This is a genomic window from Lentibacillus halophilus, from assembly GCF_055395055.1.
In genome coordinates this window covers 1,549,396-1,570,499 of sequence record NZ_AP043750.1, presented here as the reverse complement: position 1 = coordinate 1,570,499, position 21,104 = coordinate 1,549,396, and the positions used below count along the sequence as shown (strand labels likewise).

Below are 21,104 nucleotides of genomic sequence, written 5' to 3'. Positions count from 1 at the left end.
ATGATGCAGGAAAAAGAGGGATACCTCCTTTTTCAATTCAAATTACCAAATTTTTTGCCAAGCGATGGTTTTGTTTTGGTATCCTGAACCATTTCAATTTCAATGCCTCGATCTATTTTGCGTGCACTCATCATGGCAAACAGATAAGCAGTACCAAGGGAAATGATGAGCATCAGCACAACACCGGCAATGACAACGGAAACCGGGCTCACTGCTTTCCAGGACAATATCGCATAAACAAGGCTTGCGAGCATACCAAAAAAGCCACCAGTCGTTTGACTGACTTCCTGTGCCAAATCCATTGCTTCAGTCGGTATTATCAGCATAACGTATGGAATCAACGCAATGAAAAGATATACGTATGACGTAACCAGCAATAAAATGGATATGCCAAACTTCAGCCTGTTTTGCGGATTGGACGGATTATATTTTGCTCCGATGGCACCGAACCACATACCAATGCTGCTGATGCCAATCGTAATCACGGCTTTCATGGCAATGCCTATAATCAATTGCCATGGGGTCCATCCAAGAAAAACGCCGATAACGACTTCAATCAGCGTCAATAGCCCGATGGGAAGCAGCCAACTAATCCACAGTTTCCCGAACGCAATCGTTTTTCCAGATAACGGAAGAACGCGCAATATCCACAACGATGTCGCCTCTCGGGCAATGGTCGCACTGGCGATTTGCCCGTTGAACATCGCATAAAGGAACAGAAGCACCGCCTGCGCAATCGGCCAGGTTATCTCGTTTGGTCCTCTCAGGTCACTGAGCTGTGCGCCGCCCGACATGGCACCAAGAACACCGAACACCAGAAATACGATAATTGGCATAAACACGAGCCATTCACGTATATCTCGCTTAACGGCATACCACTCTTTTTTGCCAACTGCAATCACAGGGTGATGCAACTTCGGTCCGGATTTTGTTGCTGCTTTCTTTCGTTTCTTGCCACTGCCTTCGCTTAACTTCACCCATCCGGTGCGGAAACCTCGTTCCACCAGCGTTGATGTCAGAAAAAAGAAGACGATCGACAACACAACAATCATGATAAACGGCAGAAGAAAATCAATAGATCCGGCACTCGCTTGAACAATCGCATCACTCGCCCACGTGATCGGCATCCATTCCGGAAATAACGGCAGCCCATCCAAAATCGTTTCCGTTAAAGGTCGGTCGTTGACCACATCCGGAAGTATGAATAACAAGTAAACAAACAAACCTGATAACATACTCATCACAGTCATGAATTCATTCGCCTTACTCGCTGGAACCACCTGCACGAGCAACAGATTAAACAAATATGCAATCGACAAGCCGATGATGATCACAGAGAGCAGAACAAGTAATGTGACCGGGTAAAACAGCAAATTAGCGTCGATGAACACACCATAAACGACTAATGGGACAATACCGAGAACAAACACCAATAATGGCACACCGGCGAAACTTTGGATATATTTTACCCAAAAAATGTATCGTGTCGGAATCGGCATCGTAAACAGCAAATTTAAATCCGTTGCGGAATATAGATGTTTGAACACTTGCGGCAATCCCATCAAAATAATAAACCCGATGGCTAGCAAAAACCCATAGGATAAAATGCCGGCCAAAATCGGTTCTGTAATGGCGTCAGCAATAGCCCAGATTCCTGAAGACAGCCAATATAACAGAACAGCAAATACGGCAAATATCACCAGATAACTGATATAATTTTTACCAGGCTGTGACTTAGCTGTATTCATTAATATTCTCCACTGATTGCGCAAAAGAGCTTTCATCATGTCGCATCACCGTTGTCAGAGATTTCACTGATGATCGCTTGTTGTTCCTCGCCGCCGGTCAATTCGAGGAAAATATCTTCCAGGCTTTGACCAGAATCATCGCCCGATCTCAGTTCATCCATGGTACCCATCGCAATAATATCACCTTCGAAAATAATCCCGACCCGGTCACACATTTGCTCGGCTATCTCCAGAATATGAGTTGACAGAAAAACCGTCATACCATGATCACAAAGTTCACGGAGCAAATTTTTCAAACGTCGTGCACTTTTCGGATCCAATCCAACAGTCGGTTCATCCATAAACAACACATCCGGGTTGGAAATGAGAGCACCGCAAATCGCGATTTTCTGTTTCATCCCGTGCGAATAGCTTTCAATCAGATCATTCGCCTGATCGGTCAGATTGAACACCTGCAACAGTTCGTTCGACTTGGATTGAAATTGATTTTTCGGAATTTGAAAGACAGACGCAATAAATTCAAGATAATCCCATCCAGTCAGTTTTGGATAAACATTCGGTTGATCAGGTACATAAGCCATTTTCTTTTTAGCATCCATGGGGTGCTTCCAAATGTCAACACCCTTGATTTCAGCTGATCCGTTCGTTGGTTCCAGCAGCCCTGTCAGCATTTTGATGGTTGTCGTTTTTCCGGCGCCATTCGGACCGAGAAACCCAAATAATTCACCTTTATGTACAGTGAGATCCAAATTTTTCACTGCTTCCTGTTTGCGGTATGATTTCGTTAGATTCGTCAGTTTGATTGCCGCTTCTACCATCACGATCCCCCTCTTGCATACATGCTTAACCCATTGTAACAGAGTTTTATGACAAAATATGCCCCGAATTTTACTGGGTGGAATCATCGTAAAAAAACCTGACTTTGGCGTTTCCCTTCCCGGCTGACGAAAAAAAAAGACAGCATAGCGCTGCCTTTTTTACATATCATGATGCGATTTCTGTTTTTGCCGCGAATGATTCTGTTGTTTAACTTTGTGGGATCCTTGGAGTGGCTCGCCGTATGGCTGTTTTGGGCTTTGCGGCAAATCAGGTTGCTTCTGCTGTTTTGGTCCTTTAGGTTTTCCACCCATAGATCTTTCCTCCTTTGCCGTTTCACGTATAGCTTTTGACGAAAACGAAAAGTCTATACAAAGAAACCGTATTAGGAAGCCAATCCCTCTCCACGTTTGCAAAGAACACTTTTTTTCAGCACTTGTATATAAGACATTAAAAACGAAATCATGACCCCTGATAACGCAGCATTAATAAACGTTCCAACGCCAATTGCGCCGCTAAGGAAAAACGCAAATATGACGAGGACCGTACTAATGGATGCCCTTGCGTAGGCAACGTTCCAGCCGGTCAATCTCGAAACGACCATCATGGAGCGGTCCAATGGATTAGGGGCTATCGTCGACTGCAGATAAATGGCGACACCTAACGCCATCAGTACAATTCCCGACAGCAAAATCGCCCATGCGCCAACCCATGTAACCGGCTCAACAAGACCGCGAAGCAAAAAAAGCCAGGAATCAATCGCTAATCCAGTCACAAAAGAAGTGATCAACGCAAAAAATTCCGGTTTCTTCCGCTCAGCGAGTGCATTACCCAGAATCATGGTAAGTCCGACGACATATTCCCACGTGCCGACAGTGAGGCCAAATGTCCGGTTCAAACCGACCAAAAGTGCATCATACGGCGCAGCACCAAGTGTTGATTGAATCGTCAATGCTATACCCAGGGTCAGAATAAAAATACCGATCAGATAAAAATGGATACCGGCGCGAACAAGCCGCATGATGACCACTTCCTTTCCAAACGATGATACAAGAAACGGCTTATCACCTCGGTAATGGCGATAAGTCACTTTTGTTTATAAATTGCCATTATTTAAATTTATCAAATTTTGATATATATGTAAATATAAACGTTTTTATTGATACAAACCTCTTTCAGAACGACATAATTAAGAATTTGTGGTAATATCACTAAAAACGAATGCATCCTAGTTAGAGTTAGGGTGCATCCGTTGCACGAGCGTCAATTTGAGCACTCAACGTTAACAAATCCATTATTTGAACGTTATTTTTAAAGCATCCACTTATTCCCAATAATCCGGGTTCGTCATCCGAATGTCCTCCACCGCATCTTCCAAATCAGATGGTGTTATCAAATAAATCGGGTAATCGTCTGCATGCGACTGTGTTTCCTGATAAAAATAGCGGTTACTCCCGTGAAATTCATCGTCCAATAACAGCAAACAACCATCGCTTTTGTCAATCAGCCATTGATTGCAGGTTCGATATTGGTATGGGCCGCTGTATCGGCCTTTATAAAGCGGGCGGAAAAAATCAGCGCTCGAAATCAACTCCTGATAAACGTGCTGAATATGTTCTGGCCACCGCTCATCCTGATGTTCAAATGGCGGAATAACCGCCAGTTTAAGATCATACGATTCCCTTAAGCTGAGCGCAACCTCTCCAGCCCACTGCTCGACGCCCATTTTACCGGAAATGATTACCCATTCAAGGCCGTCTTCAATAAAACCAACCAGACGGCTTTCCAAAGCGGCCTTAATATATTTGATCCTATCATCATCCGGTTTATATATATTCAACTCCATCGGTTTATAGCCAGTCACTGCCAGTACTTTCATAGGATCCCCCACTCACCCTGTATTTAACTCGTAAAAGTGACACGTATTATTATACAACTCATCATAAACTTCCCCGACCGACATTTGTTTAAGGGCTGCTACTTCCTGAACAGATTGGTGGATCATCGCTGGGTGCGTCATTTTCCCTTTAAAAGTGCCTTCAAACGGCCATGGCCCATCCGTCTCCACCATTAGTTTTTCCAATGGGTACGTCGCGGCCAGATTTCGGGTCTTCGTCTTATATAAAATATCCGGTGTAACGGAAACAAGATAACCATTGCGGTACATACGCTCCGTCGTTCGCCAATCGCCTTTAAACCAATGAAAATGGGCCTTGCTTGTCGAATATGTTTCCAAAAGATCACACACCATCGGGGCATCATCGAAAACCGCATGCAAAGCGATCGGTTTATCCAGCTCAACCGCTTTTTGTATGAAAGCCTCCAACACTTCCATATACGCTTCTCGAGAGGCTATCCTGCCTTCTTGTTCCAAATAGTAAGGCAGTCCGATTTCCCCGACAGCAACCATGTCATACCGATGACGATCCATAAGCGCCAGAAGATCAGCAACATCTTCATCCGTTGGAAGCTCTTGTTCCGGGTGAAAACCGATAGCCGGTTTAACCCGACTGTCATCACGAGACATCTGTAAATTTTTTTGTGCGGAGTCCAGATCACCGGAAACAGAAACAAGAGCATCTACGCCGTTATCGTTCATATTATTAAGAATTAGCGAACGATCGTCCGGTGCATACCTATCCAAATGTATATGTGCATCAATGATCCGATCAGACATTGTTATCATTCCCTTGAAAATGTTTTATGCGACAACATCATCGACACTTCTAATACTATCAGTTTCTACACGATGCATGCCAACTGTTCACTCCGACAATCTTTAAAGGCCTTATTGACTCTGATAGCATTACAGACATTAAATAGTTGGATCAATAACAAATTTTCAGATATCATAGTCGTATTCCCACCTTAATATGAGGCTCAAAACCGATAAAAGGAAGCCATATCAACCATGACAACGCCTTTTACGATTAAACAGCTTACGCAAATAGATTTCACAAAATCCAAGGAACTGCTAATAAGGAGAGATAACATGGCTATGCCAATGAACCAAGTAAGACTGAGACGGTTGCGTATGATGCTGAATCATCCGTTTACCACCAGCTTCGGATCCCTTCAAGAAAAGGAATTTTTCATTACAGAAGTACTTGATGACAACGGAGGACGCGGATTTGGCGAATCGGTTGCATTTACAAGCCCATGGTACAGCGAAGAAACGGTGGAAACGAACCATCACGTGATCAAGGATTTTCTTATCGATTTGCTTCGGGAAAACACCATCAACCATCCTGATGACGTAACAGACGTGTTCAAACCGATCAAGGGCCATCCTATGGCTAAATCAGCCCTCGAAGGCGCTGTTTGGGATCTTTATGCCAAACAGAAAGACATACCGCTTGCCGAAGCCCTCGGCGGTACCAAACAGAACATTGAGGTTGGCGTTAGCATCGGAATCAAACCGAATAAGAACGATTTACTCCAGACCATCGACCATCATATCCGTGAAGGGTATAAACGAATCAAAATAAAAATCAAACCTGGCTGGGATTATGAGGTACTTAAGGACGTACGCAAGCATTTTCCTGACATTCCGATCATGGCCGATGCCAACTCAGCTTATACTTTGGAAGATATAGACCATTTAAAAAAGCTCGATGAACTTAATCTGATGATGATTGAACAACCGCTTGCCCACGACGACATTGTTGATCATGCGCAATTGCAGGCTTCCTTAACGACACCGATCTGCCTGGATGAAAGCATTCATTCCTTGGCGGACACTAGAAAGGCGGTTGAACTGGAGAGCTGTGAAATTATTAACATAAAAATTGGCCGAGTCGGCGGCTTAACAGAAGCGAAACGAATACATAACTATTGCAGAGAACAGGGCATCCAAGTTTGGTGTGGCGGCATGCTTGAAGCCGGAGTCGGCCGAGCGCATAACATTGCCTTAACAACATTGCCGCAATTTGTTTTGCCGGGTGACACAGCAGGCTCCTCTCTCTATTGGAACCAAGACATCATTACACCTGAAGTAACCGTTTCCAACGGTATGATCACTGTACCGGACAAACCCGGTATTGGGTATTTCATTGACGATGACGCACTTGAATCGTTCTCCGTCAGCGTGGAGACTTTCTATTTATAATCATGCATGGCAAAAAGCCCTGACACATAAAGCGTGCAGGGCTTTCAGCTATTTTATATACCATTTTGGATTCTACATATCATGGTTACGCCGAACGAGAACTTGTGAATGTTTCCGTAAGTTTCGTTACGATTTGTTTTTTACGGGAGACGACACCTTTGAGAATGGCACGGTTATCTGCATCAAGTGTAACATCAAATGCATTTTCAACATTGCTTTTTGCGCTGCCCAAGGCTAGTACATCGGAGTCATTACTTAGAATACCAGTGGCAACAAACAGGAACAGATCAAGATTTTTATCATTGATAACCTGCTTCATTTCCTCTTCAATTGCCGTCTGATCTTTGTAAATCTCTCCCGGTTCAATGGTGTTAACTTGTGCGATTTGGACTTGTGCATCACCCATAGCGAATTCTTTCGCATCTGAGGTAATAAGGTCATGGGCGGATTTGTCACTGACATCAGCACCTGCTTTCAGCATTTCCAAGCCATACGTCTCGAGGTCCACACCGGCAATATCGGCCAGTTCATGAGCCGCGTCAACGTCAACTTGAGTACAGGTTGGTGATTGGAGCAGCAGGGAATCCGACATAATGGCCGATAGCAAAAGCCCGGCATTTTTCCTAGAAACAACCACACCATTCTCCTTGTGCATCTTATTCAAAATGGTAGCCGTGCAGCCGACCGGTTCAACACGGAAATACAACGGCTCCTTCGTTTCAAAATTGGAGATACGATGGTGGTCAATTACTTCGGATATACGGACATCGTTTATATTATCGACACTCTGCTGAAATTCATTGTGGTCCACCAGAATAACATCGTCTACATCTTTATCCACTTTTTCCATATACGCCGGTGCTTCCACACCAAAGTGGTCAAGCGCATACTGTGTTTCCTTATTAACAGGTCCGAGTCTCATTGGTTCCGCATCCGTACCAAGCTCTTTTTTCAGATCTGCATAAACAAGCGCTGAACAAATGGTATCTGTATCAGGACTTTTGTGTCCAAAGATTAATGTTTTGGCCATATCCATTACTCCTTTTTGTACGTGGTTTCTTCTGCCATCCATACCTTAGATTATCATATAAACAGGTCTTTTGAACACTAATTTGTCGTTTTTAGTGTTTCTGTCATATTCCATATTTTATCATATGCGCCGTAGTTATTTAAGGCAATATCCCAATCATGAAACATGCGATAAAGATCGTGGACATGACCTGTTACCTTTTTCACCAGCCGTTGTGTCAACTAACCTTTGTATAAATAAATGCGTCAGTATTGTTGTATTCCTTGCTGACCATTTCCCGTGCTCTAAATGCCGATAAACTATCAGTCGTTTGCATTGTACCACGCAATAACGTCGTGCCTGATTGCGGCATTTTCTGTTTCCTGCACTCCAAAGCCTCCAATATAAACAACTTTTACATAGTATTCCTGTTCATTTCTTAATTGAACCAAACAATAGTGAGTTTTCGGGGATGGGATAATGTCAACGACTTCATCCCGGTAATAGTCGGATATTTTTTCCTTCTCACTATCCTCCAGTGTCCATTGAACAACACGATCATTTATGTTTTGCTTCTCTAGAGTTTCCGATTCCCGGGTTTCTGTTTCCGGGGTTAGTCGATCATGAATGCTTTGAAGCAAGCGGATATTTTCAGCAAAACCGATAAATAGCATCCCAGACACGAAACCGCCCAAGGCAGAGCTAAAAAAGGTCGACCAATTTGTGCCGGGCATATTGATAAGAAGCAGTCCGCTGATCACTCCGGCCCCCATTAACGCTAACCCAATCACAAACAATATTTTTGCTATTTGATTGTTATACATACTTATCGTCTCCTTTTCATTGGTGATTCGATGATATAACGAAGTATCCCTTTATTTTCAAATCTTTTTTTTATATAGTTGAGGAAGAGCACAGAAAGGATTTTTTCATGAAAAAATATATCGTTATCGGAGGAGGCATCCTCGGTACATCCACAGCGTACCAATTAGCTAAAGCCGGAGCCGATGTGACCATTATCGATCAGTTCCATACTGGCCAAGCGACTGATGCTGCGGCAGGTATTATCTGCCCTTGGTTGTCCCAACGTCGAAACAAAGCTTGGTATCAACTTGCTAAAGGCGGAGCACGGATCTATCAATCCCTTATTGAAGAACTGGCTGCGGATGGTGAAACTCAAACAGGCTATGCGCAAACCGGTGCCATCAGTATCCATACCAGTCAGGAAAAATTGGCTGCTATGAAAGAACGGGCGCTGAAACGCCGGGAAAATGCACCTGAAATCGGGGAAATCAACCTTTTGACACCTCAGGAAACGAAAACCATGTTCCCCCACCTGCATCATGACTATGGAGCGGTCTATGTCAGTGGCGGAGCACGGGTGAATGGGCGAGCCATTCGGAACGCTCTTCTGCGCGGTGCACAAAAACATGGTGCAAAAATAATATATGGCCACGCTCTTTTGTTGCACAGCAAATCCGTCGTAACCGGTGCCATCGTTCATGGCGAAACATTTGAAGCCGATCAAGTCATCGCTGCATGCGGTGCATGGATGAGTGAACTTTTGAAACCATTCCATATCAAGTTTAATGTGACGCCGTCCAAAGCGCAAATTTTACATTTGCAGACACCTGACAGAGATACATCCAGTTGGCCCGTCGTCATGCCACCCAATGATCAATTCATGCTGACGTGGAATGACCGGACCCTGATTGGTGCAACACATGAACATGAAGCCGGATTTGACAATCGTATTACGGCCGGTGGAATGCATGAAATTCTAACAAAAGCATTGCAGGTTGCACCTGGCTTGACCGACAGCACATATTTGGAAGCGCGTGCCGGATTCCGCCCGTATACTCCAGGATTTTTGCCGGTTATCGGTCCAGTCCCTGGTGTAGATGGCCTGCTGACTGCTAATGGCTTGGGGTCATCCGGAATGACAACCGGTCCATTCATCGGACAACAATTAGCAAAGCTTGCCCTTGGTGAAGAGACGGAAATCCAGCTGACTGATTATGACGTAGCTGGTGCCATCGCTGATTAAACAAACAAAATCAGAATAATGGGGGGATCGTTGTGAGCGGCAAAAAAGCGGCTATCCTTGTTATTGTCTTTACATTGGCTGTACTGATTTTCGGCTGGTTCTTTTTGAAAAATGTGATGATCAACTTTGACGTGGATAAGGATGCATCCCGGCATATTCAGTCTGAAGCAGAAACCATTATTACGGATACCATTTAAAAAACAAGGGAATCAGTACGTCGCTGATTCCCTTTTGTCTAGGTCCCCGGGCCGGTCGTTATAACGATTATTGCTGTTTCTTTTCCTGCTTATCATCATCTTCTATAATTCCGAGCACGACATCATCCACCTCGGACGAACGCAAGAGTTTATCACTTAACCGCGCTTTTATATCATCCGCTGTGGCCAATGACAGCCCTTTCTCCAGTTCAATCGTACCTTCTACATGATAGCTTCGGCCCTCCTGAACGACGCGTATCTCATCAATATCGACGACTTTTTCGTCTTCCAGCAGCATATCAGTAATTTTCTTCCTAATTTCGTCTGGCGCTGAAACGCCAATTAGCCCGACCATATTGTCATAACCGACACGGAAAGCGACAAAAGACATGAGGATACCAATCAACATGGTAAAAATACCGTCCGCCCGAAGAATGCCAAATACTTGTGCCAAAAGCACACCAAACAGAGCAAATACCGCACCGGATGTAGCAACAAGATCCTCATAAAACACAAGACGTGTTGCGGGTGCCGACTTTTGCGCACTTTTAAAAGCCCGTGTTAATAAAAATCCGTCATGATTTTGATCAGTTTCTTTTGTGATTTCTTTCATTGCTTTTATCAGAACATAACCATCAACGACGAGTGACGTAACCAACACCCCAATGTTCAACCAAATATTTCCTGAACTGGATGGATTCCAAAACAGGTGCCAGCCTTCTTTGAATGTTTCATACGCCATAATGGTCACAACCACAACGGCAATCATACAAAATATGTTAATGACCCGCCCGAAGCCTGTCGGAAACCGCTCGGACGGCGGTGTCTCCGCCAAAACACTTCCAAAAAACACAAATCCCTGATTAACGGCATCGGCCAATGAATGCATCGTCGTTGCAAACATGGACCCACTCCCGCTGAAAAAAGCCGCCACTCCTTTAATAGCAGCCAGAAATGTATTGCCAATAGCAGCGACACCTGAAGATGTGTTCCCTTTTTTGACACGTTCTAACCATCCCATAACTGTTCCTCCTGAGACGATGATATTCTTACCACGTAGGATTCGTTTATAACAGGATTCTATACGTGTCATCGTTGCATAAACAACAAAAAAAACCAAGCCAAAATAGCTCAGTTCTTTTCATCGATATAGCGCTTCCCGTAATCCCGAAACACAACGTACTTCACCATGAAGAAACTTGCCAAAAATGAAAGGAACATGGCCATCCCTTTGGCAACATTATATTGAAGCCAATTATTAATGCCAATTAACTGCAATAATTCGTTAACACCAAGAAAAATCAAATTATTCACACCGAGACTGACCAACCCTTGAACGATAAACAATATTCGTTGACGATTGCTTCCTTCAGCCGAACGCTTAAACGTTATAATGACATTCCAGTAATAACTGTTTGCCACAGCTAACGTATAAGCGATGGTGTTATACAATAAAAGCAACCCTTTAGCGTCCGTATGAAATAAAAGCAGTAACAGATTCAGTGTCCCAATATCAATAGCTGCGTTGGCAAAACCGATAACACCAAACTGCAAAAATTGCATGGGACCTCGTTTTTGTTTATTCTGTGCCATGATATAATCCTTTTCATATGCCTGTCTTGTCAGGTTGTTCCGGCGAGTTAAATCAGTCACGTGTACACGCTGATCCCAGGTGAAACAAGAACAGCCGGAACGCTGACCTTTTAAAGGTTGTTAATGAACCGTCCTTTAATTGCAAGCAGATTATTCATTATTAGCTCTCTTCTTTCATTTTCAGTTTACAGGCTGGAATGATTGGCACTATCCTGCCTCAAAGTCATGCCTTCTATTCCCGCGATAGCCTTATAATAATCAAGTACTTGCTTTGACTGTGCCTCCCAGCTCATTTCCGCGATGTCACGACGGGCATTTTTCGCCATCCGTTTACGTAATGTTTCATCGCCAAAGCGCAAAACAGTATTGGTGAAATCATTCCGTTTATCCTTGTCATAAAGCAATCCAGTCCGGTTGTCCTCAATCTGTTCACACGTCGGGCCGCTTTTGGCAGCGACAAGTGGAAGTCCCGATGCCATCGCTTCAGTAATAACAAGTCCGAGTGTTTCGGAAGTTGATGGAAAAACAAACACATCAGAGGATGCATACGCTTTAGCCAACTCCTCGCCATGCAAAAATCCGGTAAACACCGTATTTGTCCCGGCAAAATGTTTCTCAAGCGATTGACGATGCGGACCGTCGCCGGCGATAGCCAGTGCAAACTCATCGGACGTGTCCAATACGGATTTGATTTTTTCAATTTCTTTCTCCGGAGCAAGACGCCCGACGAACAGAAGCAGTTTTTTATCCGGTTGTCCATTCGAAAGTTTGTCCCGCATGTCTTTGTCATACTTATCCGGATCAAACAATTCTGTATCCACACCACGTTTCCATACATGCACATTGTGAAAATTCTGCTCCAGTAACTCTTCCTTTACAGCCTCAGACGTGCATAAGTTCAGATCCGCTTTGTTGTGCAACTTGCGAAAATACCACCACAGGAAGCCTTTAAACATTGGAACATTATAATAATCCGCATATTTGGGAACCTGCGTATGGAAGGAAGCAAGCAAAGGATAACCGAGTTTTTCGGCATAACGCACGCCGGACATGCCAACCAAAGCCGGATTGACCACATGGACGACATCCGGATCATATTCCTCAAGCAGCTTTTTCACTTTCCTGGTGGGCAGCGCAAATTTTTTCGAGCGATAGAGCAGTAGTGTTCTGGCTGGAACACCCTTTATTTCCACTCCTTCGAATTCATGAACACCAAGATCCGGAGCGATAACCCGAACGTCATGACCTTGCTTCTTAAAATAGCGAATACACGCTTTTAAACGGGTGACCACCCCATCAGTGGAAGGTACGAATGTCTCTGTTATAATGGCAATTTTCAATTACGACACTTCCTCTTCATCCATATAGCAACAACTTGCCGCAAGCAAGTCTTTTAAAAACCTGATTGTTACTTCCACGATACTTGTGGCATGACATTTTCCTGGATGACACGGTCATTATGCTGCATGACGGTATGCAGGATCTCTCTGATCACACCATCGTCCAACAAATGCGGTTCAAGACCGAGGTCTCTAAGCTTCGTGTTAACCGCCTCAAAAAAATGTTCCTCCTGTTCAACCCTCGGATTGTCAAGATAAGCCACATTGGGGGTAAGACCTTCTTCCTGTGCAACCTTTTTCACCTTGTCAGCGAGCTCGCCAACAGAAAATTCCTCCGTAAACTGGTTGAACACTTGGAATTCCCCTTTATCGGCAGGGTTTTCCGCAGCAATTTCAATACAGCGAACTGTGTCTTTAATGTTTAAAAAGCCGCGAGTCTGACCACCTTTGCCATAAACGGTTACATCGTGTCCAGTGGCGGATTGGATAATAAAACGATTCAAAGCCGTGCCGAACACACCATCATAATCCAATCGATTGGCAAGAATCGGGTCCATTTTTGTTTCATCCGTGTCAAGACCGTAAACAACACCTTGATTCAAATCAGTTGCCCGTATGCCCCAGATTTTGCAGGCAAAGGTAATGTTGTGACTGTCATGCACTTTGGAAAGGTGATAAAACGATCCCGGTTGTTTCGGATATGGAAGAACATCTTTTCTTCCTTTGTGCTCAATCTCAATATACCCTTCTTCAATAGGAATATTCGGAGTTCCGTATTCACCCATTGTGCCAAGCTTGATTAAGTGGCAATCCGGTACGATTTCCTTTATACCATAAAGAACATTCAAATTTCCTGCAACATTATTGGTTTGCGTAAATACAGCATGTTCTCGGTCGATCATGGAATAAGGAGCCGAGCGTTGTTCAGCAAAATGCACAAACGCATCGGGTTCCTCCGTCATAAGAACCTGACGCAAAAAGTCATAATGGTTCAAATCGCCTTCATATGTCCGAATTTCTTTACCCGTTAATTCCTTCCATTTTGCTACACGCTCTTTAAGTGATGCGATGGGTGTGAGCGAATTGGAATGTAGTTCATTGTCCATCTCTCTTCTTATCATATTATCAATAATGGAAACATCATGACCTTGCTTTGATAAATACAAAGCAGTCGGCCATCCACAAAAGCCGTCTCCCCCTGCTACTATTATATTCACGTCTCTACCTCCCATTTTGTTTTTCAGCTTATTATGCCAACCATCTACCATAATAAACCAAGTACGTCGATACACGCATTTGCAGCGAGCATATTCCTCTTACAAAAATTATCATGTTACGTGCTATTTTACAACCATTCCGGTGTCAAACAGCCAAATTTTCATTCTTAACGAAGACATGGGTCAGGATTGTTTCTGCATGGTTTTTAAAAGTTCCCGATAGGCTTTTGCTTCCTTTTCATACCCCCATTTCTTATAGATATTGGATACATTTTTAACAGGTGTCGGGTTATATGGATTCAGCTCCATCTCCCAGCTGAAACATTCCATTGCTTTGGGAAGTTGATCAAATTCTTCATACAGTTCTCCAAGTGGCTGCATTTGCTCAACATCATCAGAGAATGTCTCCATTCGATCCATTTTGACATAAAATGGGTGGACACTCCGATTATCCATAAACGGTTTCAGAAGAGATTTGATAAATTCAGGTTCGTGGGTGACCAGCAAGACGGATAAAATATGATGAAATATGTTTCTTGCTTCTTCTTCAGCACAGAAACGAGCGACAGTTTGAATAAGTGTATGAAGCAATTCCACCCGCAATGAATGGGACGTTAAATCCAAATGTGACAGCATCTTCCTAATCGCGTCAATTGGTGCATCTTGTGGGACCATATCAAGTCTGTTCAACAGTATTAATGTTTTTTCCACACGCTGTGAATCCGCATAACGTTTTAATAAATCCGATGTAAGGGGAGGAAAATCCAATATATAATAATATAATCCTTCAAGAATTTGTATGATCTGACAGGTATCCAAGTGGTGTTCAGCTAGACTAATAAACGATTGATAGAGAGCAGTCGAAGGGTTTATGGCTAATTGCTCGCTGTATAGCGCCAGCAGATCCATCCATCGAGAATACGATTCCAAGTAGGTGATGAGCGGTTGATAATAGGAAGTGTCATGTCTGTGGGCATAGTATGTTCTTTCCGCAAAGATGCTGTCTGCTTGAATTATTTCGTTATCATAACTATTATAACGATCCGGATAAGGGGTGAAACTTTTGTCATCGGACATTTCCCTGACAAAACGGTGTTCGGGTGCAAATTCCATGAGGATGCGGATAATACGATAACCTTGAAACGTTTGTCCGCTGCGACGGTAAACATAAAACATTGCCTTTATTTCTTGAAAAAGTCTTTTCTTGGAGACAAATGATTCAAAAAATGTGAGGATAAACGCATTTTCTGGAAGGGTGTAGCGTTTCTTCAACGTGCTCATTAACGTATCAAAATGTCTGATGATTGGTGAATGATTAAATGAGAACAAAAGATTAATAAATGGATGCGGCGCATGGAACACCATACCATGTTTAAAGGCCGATGCAATAAATGAACCGCGTTTCAGCTTTTTTGCCTTGGCTGCAGTTAGAAAATGATAGTTATAGAAGAACAAATAATACATCTCTTGGCTTTCATTAACAGCTTCGATTATTTCCGCTTGTCGATAGAACACCATTCTTTCAGGCTTTACGCGTATTGGCTTTTGCTGACTATTATATATAAGAAATTGGTCTTCAGTCATACATGAGCCCCCTTGCTTTTTCATTCACTATCACTATATCACATTTGGGGTTCGCGATACACGAGCGAGCCATGGGAACACTTCATCCCATGCTGTTGAACCTGGAGTATTGCTTATTCATACGAGACAGCAAGAAGGTGTCCACAACACGGCTCATCTGATGATAACTGAACTGGAACAACGGACTTTGAATAAATGTAAAAACAAACGTGAAAATAAAAACCGGACCGCCCAATAGCAACCCGACAACCAACACACCACTTTCCGTAATAATGCGCACCTTCCCAATGGAAGCTCCTGTTTTATCAGAAATGGAAAGCATAAACCCATCACGCGGTCCTGATCCGATTCCCGCTGAATTATAGATGCCGCCACCTAATCCCATAATGACAATACCAACAATAATGACAACAATATCTGTCCATGTGTTTGTCGCTGTTGGTAAAAAATCAAGCCACATGTATATATCGACAAACACCCCAATTAACACAGCATTTAAAAACGTTCCAATTCTAATGTATGACTTGTCAAGTACCCATGAAATACCGATCAGGGCAAATGAGACTATTATTTGCCATGATCCAATCGACAATCCCACCAAGTCAAACAGAGCAACATTTAGCACATCCCACGGGTGAATACCTAAATACTGCATATTCACGGCGATTGTAATGCCAAGGCTAAAAAACAACACTCCAAGCAAATAAATACACCAGCGAAATACGTGGACCATGCCATCATCCTTCTTTCCATTAAAACTTTCGGAAATGTCATTATATCATACAATGATTGGGGACATGGCATGAAAACCCTTTTGAACTGTTTGAAACTGATTCATCCTAGAACATTTGCAATAAATATAAAGGAAATCAACCTGGTACGAAATCCGCCTAACCAAGATAATAGTCAACAATCATACCACCTGCACCAATTGCTCCAGCATTTTCCCCGAGCTGCGCTTTTCTGAATTTCACATCATATCCGGGATAAAGCCTACTAATACGGTTGGCAGCGGTCGAAACCACCGTTTCATAAAACAAGTTCAAACGGTTGAACATCGGTCCACTCAACACCCAATAATCAGAATGAAGCAGTGTTATAATATTTGATACAGCAACACCAGTAAAAAAACCAAAATCTTTCACAACTTGAATGCACATACTGTCTCCTGCTTCTACTGCAGCGCAAATATCCTCAAATGAAACATCATCCGGATCATCGACTTTTTCAGTCAGTATGGAAGCGTACCCCCGTTTCAATTGATGGACAATTTCTTCCTGCAAGTATAAAATCGTGGAGCATGTATGAAAACAACCATAATCACCGCATATACATTTTTTTCCGTTTGTATCAATGATCATATGGCCACTACCAAATTTCCCAAAGCGTTCGGCATCACTTTTTAAAAGACGATGGTCTGTCATGATACCCAAACGAATTCCGACACCTGCTATCATATACGATAAATTTCCCACTATTTCATTTAATCCCAGCTGGTGCTCTGCAACCACCGCTGCATTGATACCTTTATCCAATAATATTTTCGTGGAAAATGTCTTCTCCAGCTCATCGACTATCGGCACATTATTCCAATAATCAGCTGGGAAGTTAACGGGGTTAACCATAATCCCGTTATGTCTGTCGAGTGGCCCCACCGCTCCAATCCCTATTCCCAGCAACTGTTCCTGCCCGATTTGATGCTCGGCCAACATCTGCTCGATCGCATGTTGAATGAAGGTTAGCGTCTTTTGTGGGGTACTTGTTTTATCCATTGAAAATCTAATTTCACTTATCACATTAAGTTGAAGATCCAACAACAACACTTTCGTAAACGTACGTGATATATCAATGCCGATACTGTAATAAAGCTGATGGTTAATAGTATACATAATCGGTTTACGGCCACCGCTTGATGTCCCAACGCCACTTTCAATGATTAACCCTTCCCGCAGAAGGTCATCAATAATCCTTGCACAGGTTGTTTGTTTAAATCCGGTTTGTTCAACTAGAATACCTTTTGTAACAGGACCTTGTTTACGAATAAGTTTATATAGATATTTCATGCTTTTCATTTTGGAGGAAGCCGACTCGCTGAATCTAAATCGTTTTATCATTGTATTCCCTCTTTGGTTTTTCCACTTATAAAGCTTTTGACTTTTCTTGATAAAAGTGGCTGTCAATTAAGTATATATGTCAGAATGAACAAATTTAATTGATCAACACCTTTCATTATAAACTTTTCATAGTTTCCGATGAATAAAATGTTTTATTTTCTCCAGATTTATGTTTGAATTTAATTTCCCAAAAAACCAAAGCTGCACTAAGGATGAGCCCAATTCCTTTTAAAGACCAGAGAAAGGCGAAACCTTGATTAATCGGGAACAATAGAAGAAACGCGGCAACTGCAAACAACAATCGTGTTCCAACCTTTAAATCATTAAATAAATAACCCACGAAACTTATCGATAACATAATAAATCCCAGTATTGCTGCAAAATTCATTATCATTGCTGTACCAATGTTGTTCTCTCCTACACCTAACAACAGATGCGGAGAATAAACGAATACAAATGGAACGATTAAACCGACAACTCCAAAGGCCATTGCAGAAAATCCAATTTTGTAAGGGTTTTCTTTTGCAATCGTTGCGGCTGCAAAACTGGCAACTGCTATCGGAGGCGTGAAACTGGACATATTAGCAAAGTAGAATACAAATAAATGTGCTGCCATAGGATGGATACCCAATTCGACCAAAGCGGGTGCTATTAAAGTAGCAACAAGTGCATAGGCGGCAACAGCAGGCATACCCATTCCTAAAATAATACAGACAGCTGCACTTGTAATTAAAAGCAACAACAAATTAGTCTCTCCGATTTGAGTAAGTGCCAATGCCAAATTAAATCCTAAACCGGTAATACTAACGATTCCTGTAACAATTCCCGCTGCTGCTAAGATTATTCCAATATCCAACAAGCTTTGACCAGTGCCAAGAAGCGCATTCATAAGTCGATTTCCAACACTTTTCCAAACCGATCGTTGAATCAATAGAAAAGGAATTGCTACAACAGCCGCATATACACCACTTGTTGTTGGTGAATAACCGACAACAAACAAGAAGTAAAGTAACGCCCCGAAAATTGGAATAATAATCCACCCAATTTTTAAAATTTCTTTCGCATTGGGCAAATCCGATTTATCTATTCCGTAGATTCCTTGTTTTGCAGCTTTTAAATCCACTTGTACAAATACACACAAATAATAAAGTACCGCTGGAATGATTCCCGCTATAACAACTTCCCCGTATGGAACCCCAAGATTTTCTGCAATAATAAAGGCAGCAATCCCCATGACAGGTGGCATAATCATTCCACCAGTCGATGCTACGGATTCAATCGCTCCAGCCTGCTTGCGGGTATATCCATTCCGTATCATCAAAGGGATCGTCATACTTCCTGTGAGCATAACATTGGAAACCGGCCCGCCGGAAATGCTCCCTGCCAAACTTGAACCAGCTACCGATGCTTTTGCCGGGCCGCCGCGAAATTTACCGAAAAATGAAAAGGCTAAATCATTAAAAATGTCTCCGCCACCAAACTTTAACAATATCTGTCCAAATAAAATAAAAGCGAGGGCAACTGTGGCCGCAATATTCAACATATATAAAAGACTGTTTGTATCTAAATATAAATAATTGAACAGGTCATCAATTGCACTTCGTTCACCTTGGAGAGGACCCGGGAAGATAGAAGGGAAAAAAGCATAGATTAAAAAAACCCCAACGACACAGACTAAAGACCAACCAAATGTACGCCGTAACGCTTCAAGGATTAAAAGGATTGCCATTATACTGATAACAACCCTATCCGGTGTCACGTATCCGAAATAATTAACTATAACCGGATAATATACTGCTATAAATAAGCCGGCGAATAAGCCCATTAACGCCATTATCCAATCATACCACGGTACCTTTGTTCCATCTTCATTTTTGGAAGAAGGCACTCCGATAAAAATTCCGGCTAATACCAATCCCAAAAACAAACCAGAATATTGTTCCTTAAAAACGGAAAAACCCAGTTTTTGATGAATGCCTAATATATAGAGAACTCCAGAAATGGGAATTAGGAGCAACCCGATTTTCCAAACAACAGACGAAAAACCTTGCAGTTGTCGAAATCGTTCATTCTTTTTTTCGGCCATTATTTCCCCCTCCCTCCGGCATACAAGCGGATTCCAAAGCCTAGAAGAATCCGCATTTCTTCAACCGGACAATCTTTTATTCCATTTCATTTAATAATTCTTCTTGATGTTTCTCAGCTTTTTCGGTCCAAATCTCCTCATCTTCAAAAAATTCGACAACACCAGGATGATAAGGAATAGGAGGTTCAGGGTCAAACATTTGCTCAGGCGCCCAAGTCTCCAGCCAGCTAAACTGGGCGTGCAAATCCTCATAGTTATTCCACAATACTTCTACAATGGTATAAGCTTCTTCATTTGATAAATCAGCATTCGCAGCCAACCCAATTGGGTAGGAAACCAATGTTTTTTCTTTATTCAAAAAACCGTCTTTAAACGTAGCAGGTTGAATGCCTGGAACGAAAGATTCCATTTTTTTCACTGTCTCTTCCGGATATTGATCAATGTCTTCCGGTGGAACCCCGGCCCAATTTAATCCATTAATATCTTTTGTTGTATCCACTTCTGTAAATGTGGCCACAGTAGGAGTTCCAGTGAATACAGCATCCACTCTTCCGTCACGTAACGCTTCCACTCCGGAATCCACATCTGTCACTGGCACTTTCTCCACATCATCCCATGACAGACCTGATGCTTGCAGCTGAGCTGTTGTGATTTGCTGTAAAATTTGATTACCAGAGTATTCGGATGCAACTCTTTTTCCTTTTAAATCGGCAACATTTTGTATATCATCTTCCACTCTAACAGTTAAACCTGTCGTTACAATGGTATTGCCTCTTACTAGCATCCTTATGTTAGGATTTTTTTTGGGATAGCCATTTTTTCCGTCTTTAGCCCATGCCATATCAGCATAAGACAGTATCCCCATATCCAGTTCGCCGCTGTTTAAAGCAGGCATCCAAGCATTTGGACCAGAATAAGGCTTAACTGTTAAATTTCCGTCGATGTTTTCACTAACGACACTTGAGATACCAGATGCTGCGCTATGATAAGCAATCCCAGGCTGATGCGCACCAAAATTAATAGAGTCCCCATCGGGATTACTGTTACTATCGTTCTTAATTGAGTCCAATCCTGCTTCTTTTTTATCACTGGAATCTCCCGAAGACTGTCCTCCCGTATTTCCCGCTCCACATGCAACTAATGCTAGAATAAAAGGAATGAAAAACAACAATATCATAAACTGTTTTTTTCGTTTCATCTTTTTTGATCTCCTTTGAATATATCTATTTTACCAATGTTAACCCA

Annotated in this window: 20 protein-coding genes; 3 read left to right on the top strand and 17 right to left on the bottom strand. The window is 42.5% G+C overall.

Annotation, left to right across the window (positions count from 1 at the left end; translation table 11 throughout):
* Nucleotides 1-32: 32 nt before the first annotated feature.
* The 6 genes from ACZ5Q7_RS07670 to ACZ5Q7_RS07645 form a co-directional block, all read right to left on the bottom strand.
* Nucleotides 33-1,748 carry a putative ABC transporter permease subunit gene (locus ACZ5Q7_RS07670; protein ID WP_343752353.1) on the bottom strand — a complete coding sequence of 572 codons (1,716 nt, stop codon included), beginning with the start codon at nucleotides 1,746-1,748 and terminating at the stop codon, nucleotides 33-35.
* A gap of 35 nt (nucleotides 1,749-1,783) precedes the next feature.
* Complete coding sequence (locus tag ACZ5Q7_RS07665; protein ID WP_343752354.1) at nucleotides 1,784-2,566, bottom strand: ABC transporter ATP-binding protein; 783 nt, start codon at nucleotides 2,564-2,566, stop codon at nucleotides 1,784-1,786.
* Between the two features lie 159 nt (nucleotides 2,567-2,725).
* Complete coding sequence (locus ACZ5Q7_RS07660; protein ID WP_343752355.1) at nucleotides 2,726-2,878, bottom strand: small acid-soluble spore protein P; 153 nt, start codon at nucleotides 2,876-2,878, stop codon at nucleotides 2,726-2,728.
* A 71-nt stretch (nucleotides 2,879-2,949) separates the two neighbouring features.
* Nucleotides 2,950-3,585 (bottom strand): YczE/YyaS/YitT family protein, encoded by a 636-nt coding sequence (locus ACZ5Q7_RS07655; protein WP_343752356.1) that lies wholly within the window; start codon nucleotides 3,583-3,585, stop codon nucleotides 2,950-2,952.
* 303 nt (nucleotides 3,586-3,888) lie between these two features.
* Nucleotides 3,889-4,443 carry an SLOG family protein gene (locus ACZ5Q7_RS07650; protein ID WP_343752357.1) on the bottom strand — a complete coding sequence of 185 codons (555 nt, stop codon included), beginning with the start codon at nucleotides 4,441-4,443 and terminating at the stop codon, nucleotides 3,889-3,891.
* A gap of 12 nt (nucleotides 4,444-4,455) precedes the next feature.
* Nucleotides 4,456-5,241 (bottom strand): TatD family hydrolase, encoded by a 786-nt coding sequence (locus tag ACZ5Q7_RS07645; protein WP_343752358.1) that lies wholly within the window; start codon nucleotides 5,239-5,241, stop codon nucleotides 4,456-4,458.
* A 321-nt stretch (nucleotides 5,242-5,562) separates the two neighbouring features.
* Between ACZ5Q7_RS07645 and menC the strand changes: the two genes are divergently transcribed.
* Nucleotides 5,563-6,672 (top strand): o-succinylbenzoate synthase, encoded by a 1,110-nt coding sequence (gene menC, locus ACZ5Q7_RS07640; protein ID WP_343752405.1) that lies wholly within the window; start codon nucleotides 5,563-5,565, stop codon nucleotides 6,670-6,672.
* A gap of 85 nt (nucleotides 6,673-6,757) precedes the next feature.
* On the opposite strand, the gene ACZ5Q7_RS07635 is transcribed toward menC, so the two are convergent.
* Together ACZ5Q7_RS07635 and ACZ5Q7_RS07630 are read right to left on the bottom strand one after the other, a co-directional pair.
* The gene (locus tag ACZ5Q7_RS07635) at nucleotides 6,758-7,702 is read right to left on the bottom strand and encodes a manganese-dependent inorganic pyrophosphatase (protein ID WP_343752359.1); all 945 of its coding nucleotides are present in this window, start codon (nucleotides 7,700-7,702) and stop codon (nucleotides 6,758-6,760) included.
* A 302-nt stretch (nucleotides 7,703-8,004) separates the two neighbouring features.
* Nucleotides 8,005-8,505, bottom strand: coding sequence for a hypothetical protein (locus tag ACZ5Q7_RS07630; protein ID WP_343752360.1), 501 nt, complete (start codon nucleotides 8,503-8,505; stop codon nucleotides 8,005-8,007).
* Nucleotides 8,506-8,612: 107 nt separating this feature from the next.
* Here ACZ5Q7_RS07630 and ACZ5Q7_RS07625 point away from each other — a divergent pair, with 107 nt between their 5' ends.
* Entirely contained in the window at nucleotides 8,613-9,728 is a 1,116-nt protein-coding gene (locus tag ACZ5Q7_RS07625; RefSeq protein WP_343752361.1) for an NAD(P)/FAD-dependent oxidoreductase, read from the top strand.
* A gap of 32 nt (nucleotides 9,729-9,760) precedes the next feature.
* Nucleotides 9,761-9,925, top strand: a complete 165-nt coding sequence (locus ACZ5Q7_RS07620; protein WP_343752362.1) for a hypothetical protein — start codon at nucleotides 9,761-9,763, stop codon at nucleotides 9,923-9,925.
* A 67-nt stretch (nucleotides 9,926-9,992) separates the two neighbouring features.
* Here ACZ5Q7_RS07620 and ACZ5Q7_RS07615 read toward each other — a convergent pair whose 3' ends face one another.
* From ACZ5Q7_RS07615 to ACZ5Q7_RS07575, 9 genes are all read right to left on the bottom strand, one after another.
* Nucleotides 9,993-10,946 (bottom strand): cation diffusion facilitator family transporter, encoded by a 954-nt coding sequence (locus ACZ5Q7_RS07615; protein WP_343752363.1) that lies wholly within the window; start codon nucleotides 10,944-10,946, stop codon nucleotides 9,993-9,995.
* Between the two features lie 110 nt (nucleotides 10,947-11,056).
* Complete coding sequence (locus ACZ5Q7_RS07610; protein ID WP_343752364.1) at nucleotides 11,057-11,518, bottom strand: GtrA family protein; 462 nt, start codon at nucleotides 11,516-11,518, stop codon at nucleotides 11,057-11,059.
* A gap of 185 nt (nucleotides 11,519-11,703) precedes the next feature.
* Complete coding sequence (locus ACZ5Q7_RS07605) at nucleotides 11,704-12,858, bottom strand: glycosyltransferase family 4 protein (RefSeq protein WP_343752365.1); 1,155 nt, start codon at nucleotides 12,856-12,858, stop codon at nucleotides 11,704-11,706.
* A gap of 68 nt (nucleotides 12,859-12,926) precedes the next feature.
* Nucleotides 12,927-14,075, bottom strand: coding sequence for an NAD-dependent epimerase/dehydratase family protein (locus tag ACZ5Q7_RS07600; protein WP_343752366.1), 1,149 nt, complete (start codon nucleotides 14,073-14,075; stop codon nucleotides 12,927-12,929).
* Nucleotides 14,076-14,258: 183 nt separating this feature from the next.
* On the bottom strand, nucleotides 14,259-15,659 hold the full coding sequence (locus ACZ5Q7_RS07595; RefSeq protein ID WP_343752367.1) for a tetratricopeptide repeat protein: 1,401 nt from the start codon (nucleotides 15,657-15,659) through the stop codon (nucleotides 14,259-14,261).
* Nucleotides 15,660-15,741: 82 nt separating this feature from the next.
* Nucleotides 15,742-16,392, bottom strand: a complete 651-nt coding sequence (locus ACZ5Q7_RS07590; RefSeq protein ID WP_343752368.1) for a YczE/YyaS/YitT family protein — start codon at nucleotides 16,390-16,392, stop codon at nucleotides 15,742-15,744.
* Nucleotides 16,393-16,549: 157 nt separating this feature from the next.
* The gene (locus tag ACZ5Q7_RS07585; protein ID WP_343752369.1) at nucleotides 16,550-17,773 is read right to left on the bottom strand and encodes an ROK family protein; all 1,224 of its coding nucleotides are present in this window, start codon (nucleotides 17,771-17,773) and stop codon (nucleotides 16,550-16,552) included.
* Between the two features lie 115 nt (nucleotides 17,774-17,888).
* Nucleotides 17,889-19,859, bottom strand: coding sequence for a TRAP transporter permease (locus ACZ5Q7_RS07580; RefSeq protein WP_343752370.1), 1,971 nt, complete (start codon nucleotides 19,857-19,859; stop codon nucleotides 17,889-17,891).
* 76 nt (nucleotides 19,860-19,935) lie between these two features.
* Nucleotides 19,936-21,030, bottom strand: a complete 1,095-nt coding sequence (locus ACZ5Q7_RS07575; RefSeq protein ID WP_464432691.1) for a TAXI family TRAP transporter solute-binding subunit — start codon at nucleotides 21,028-21,030, stop codon at nucleotides 19,936-19,938.
* Nucleotides 21,031-21,104 lie beyond the last annotated feature (74 nt).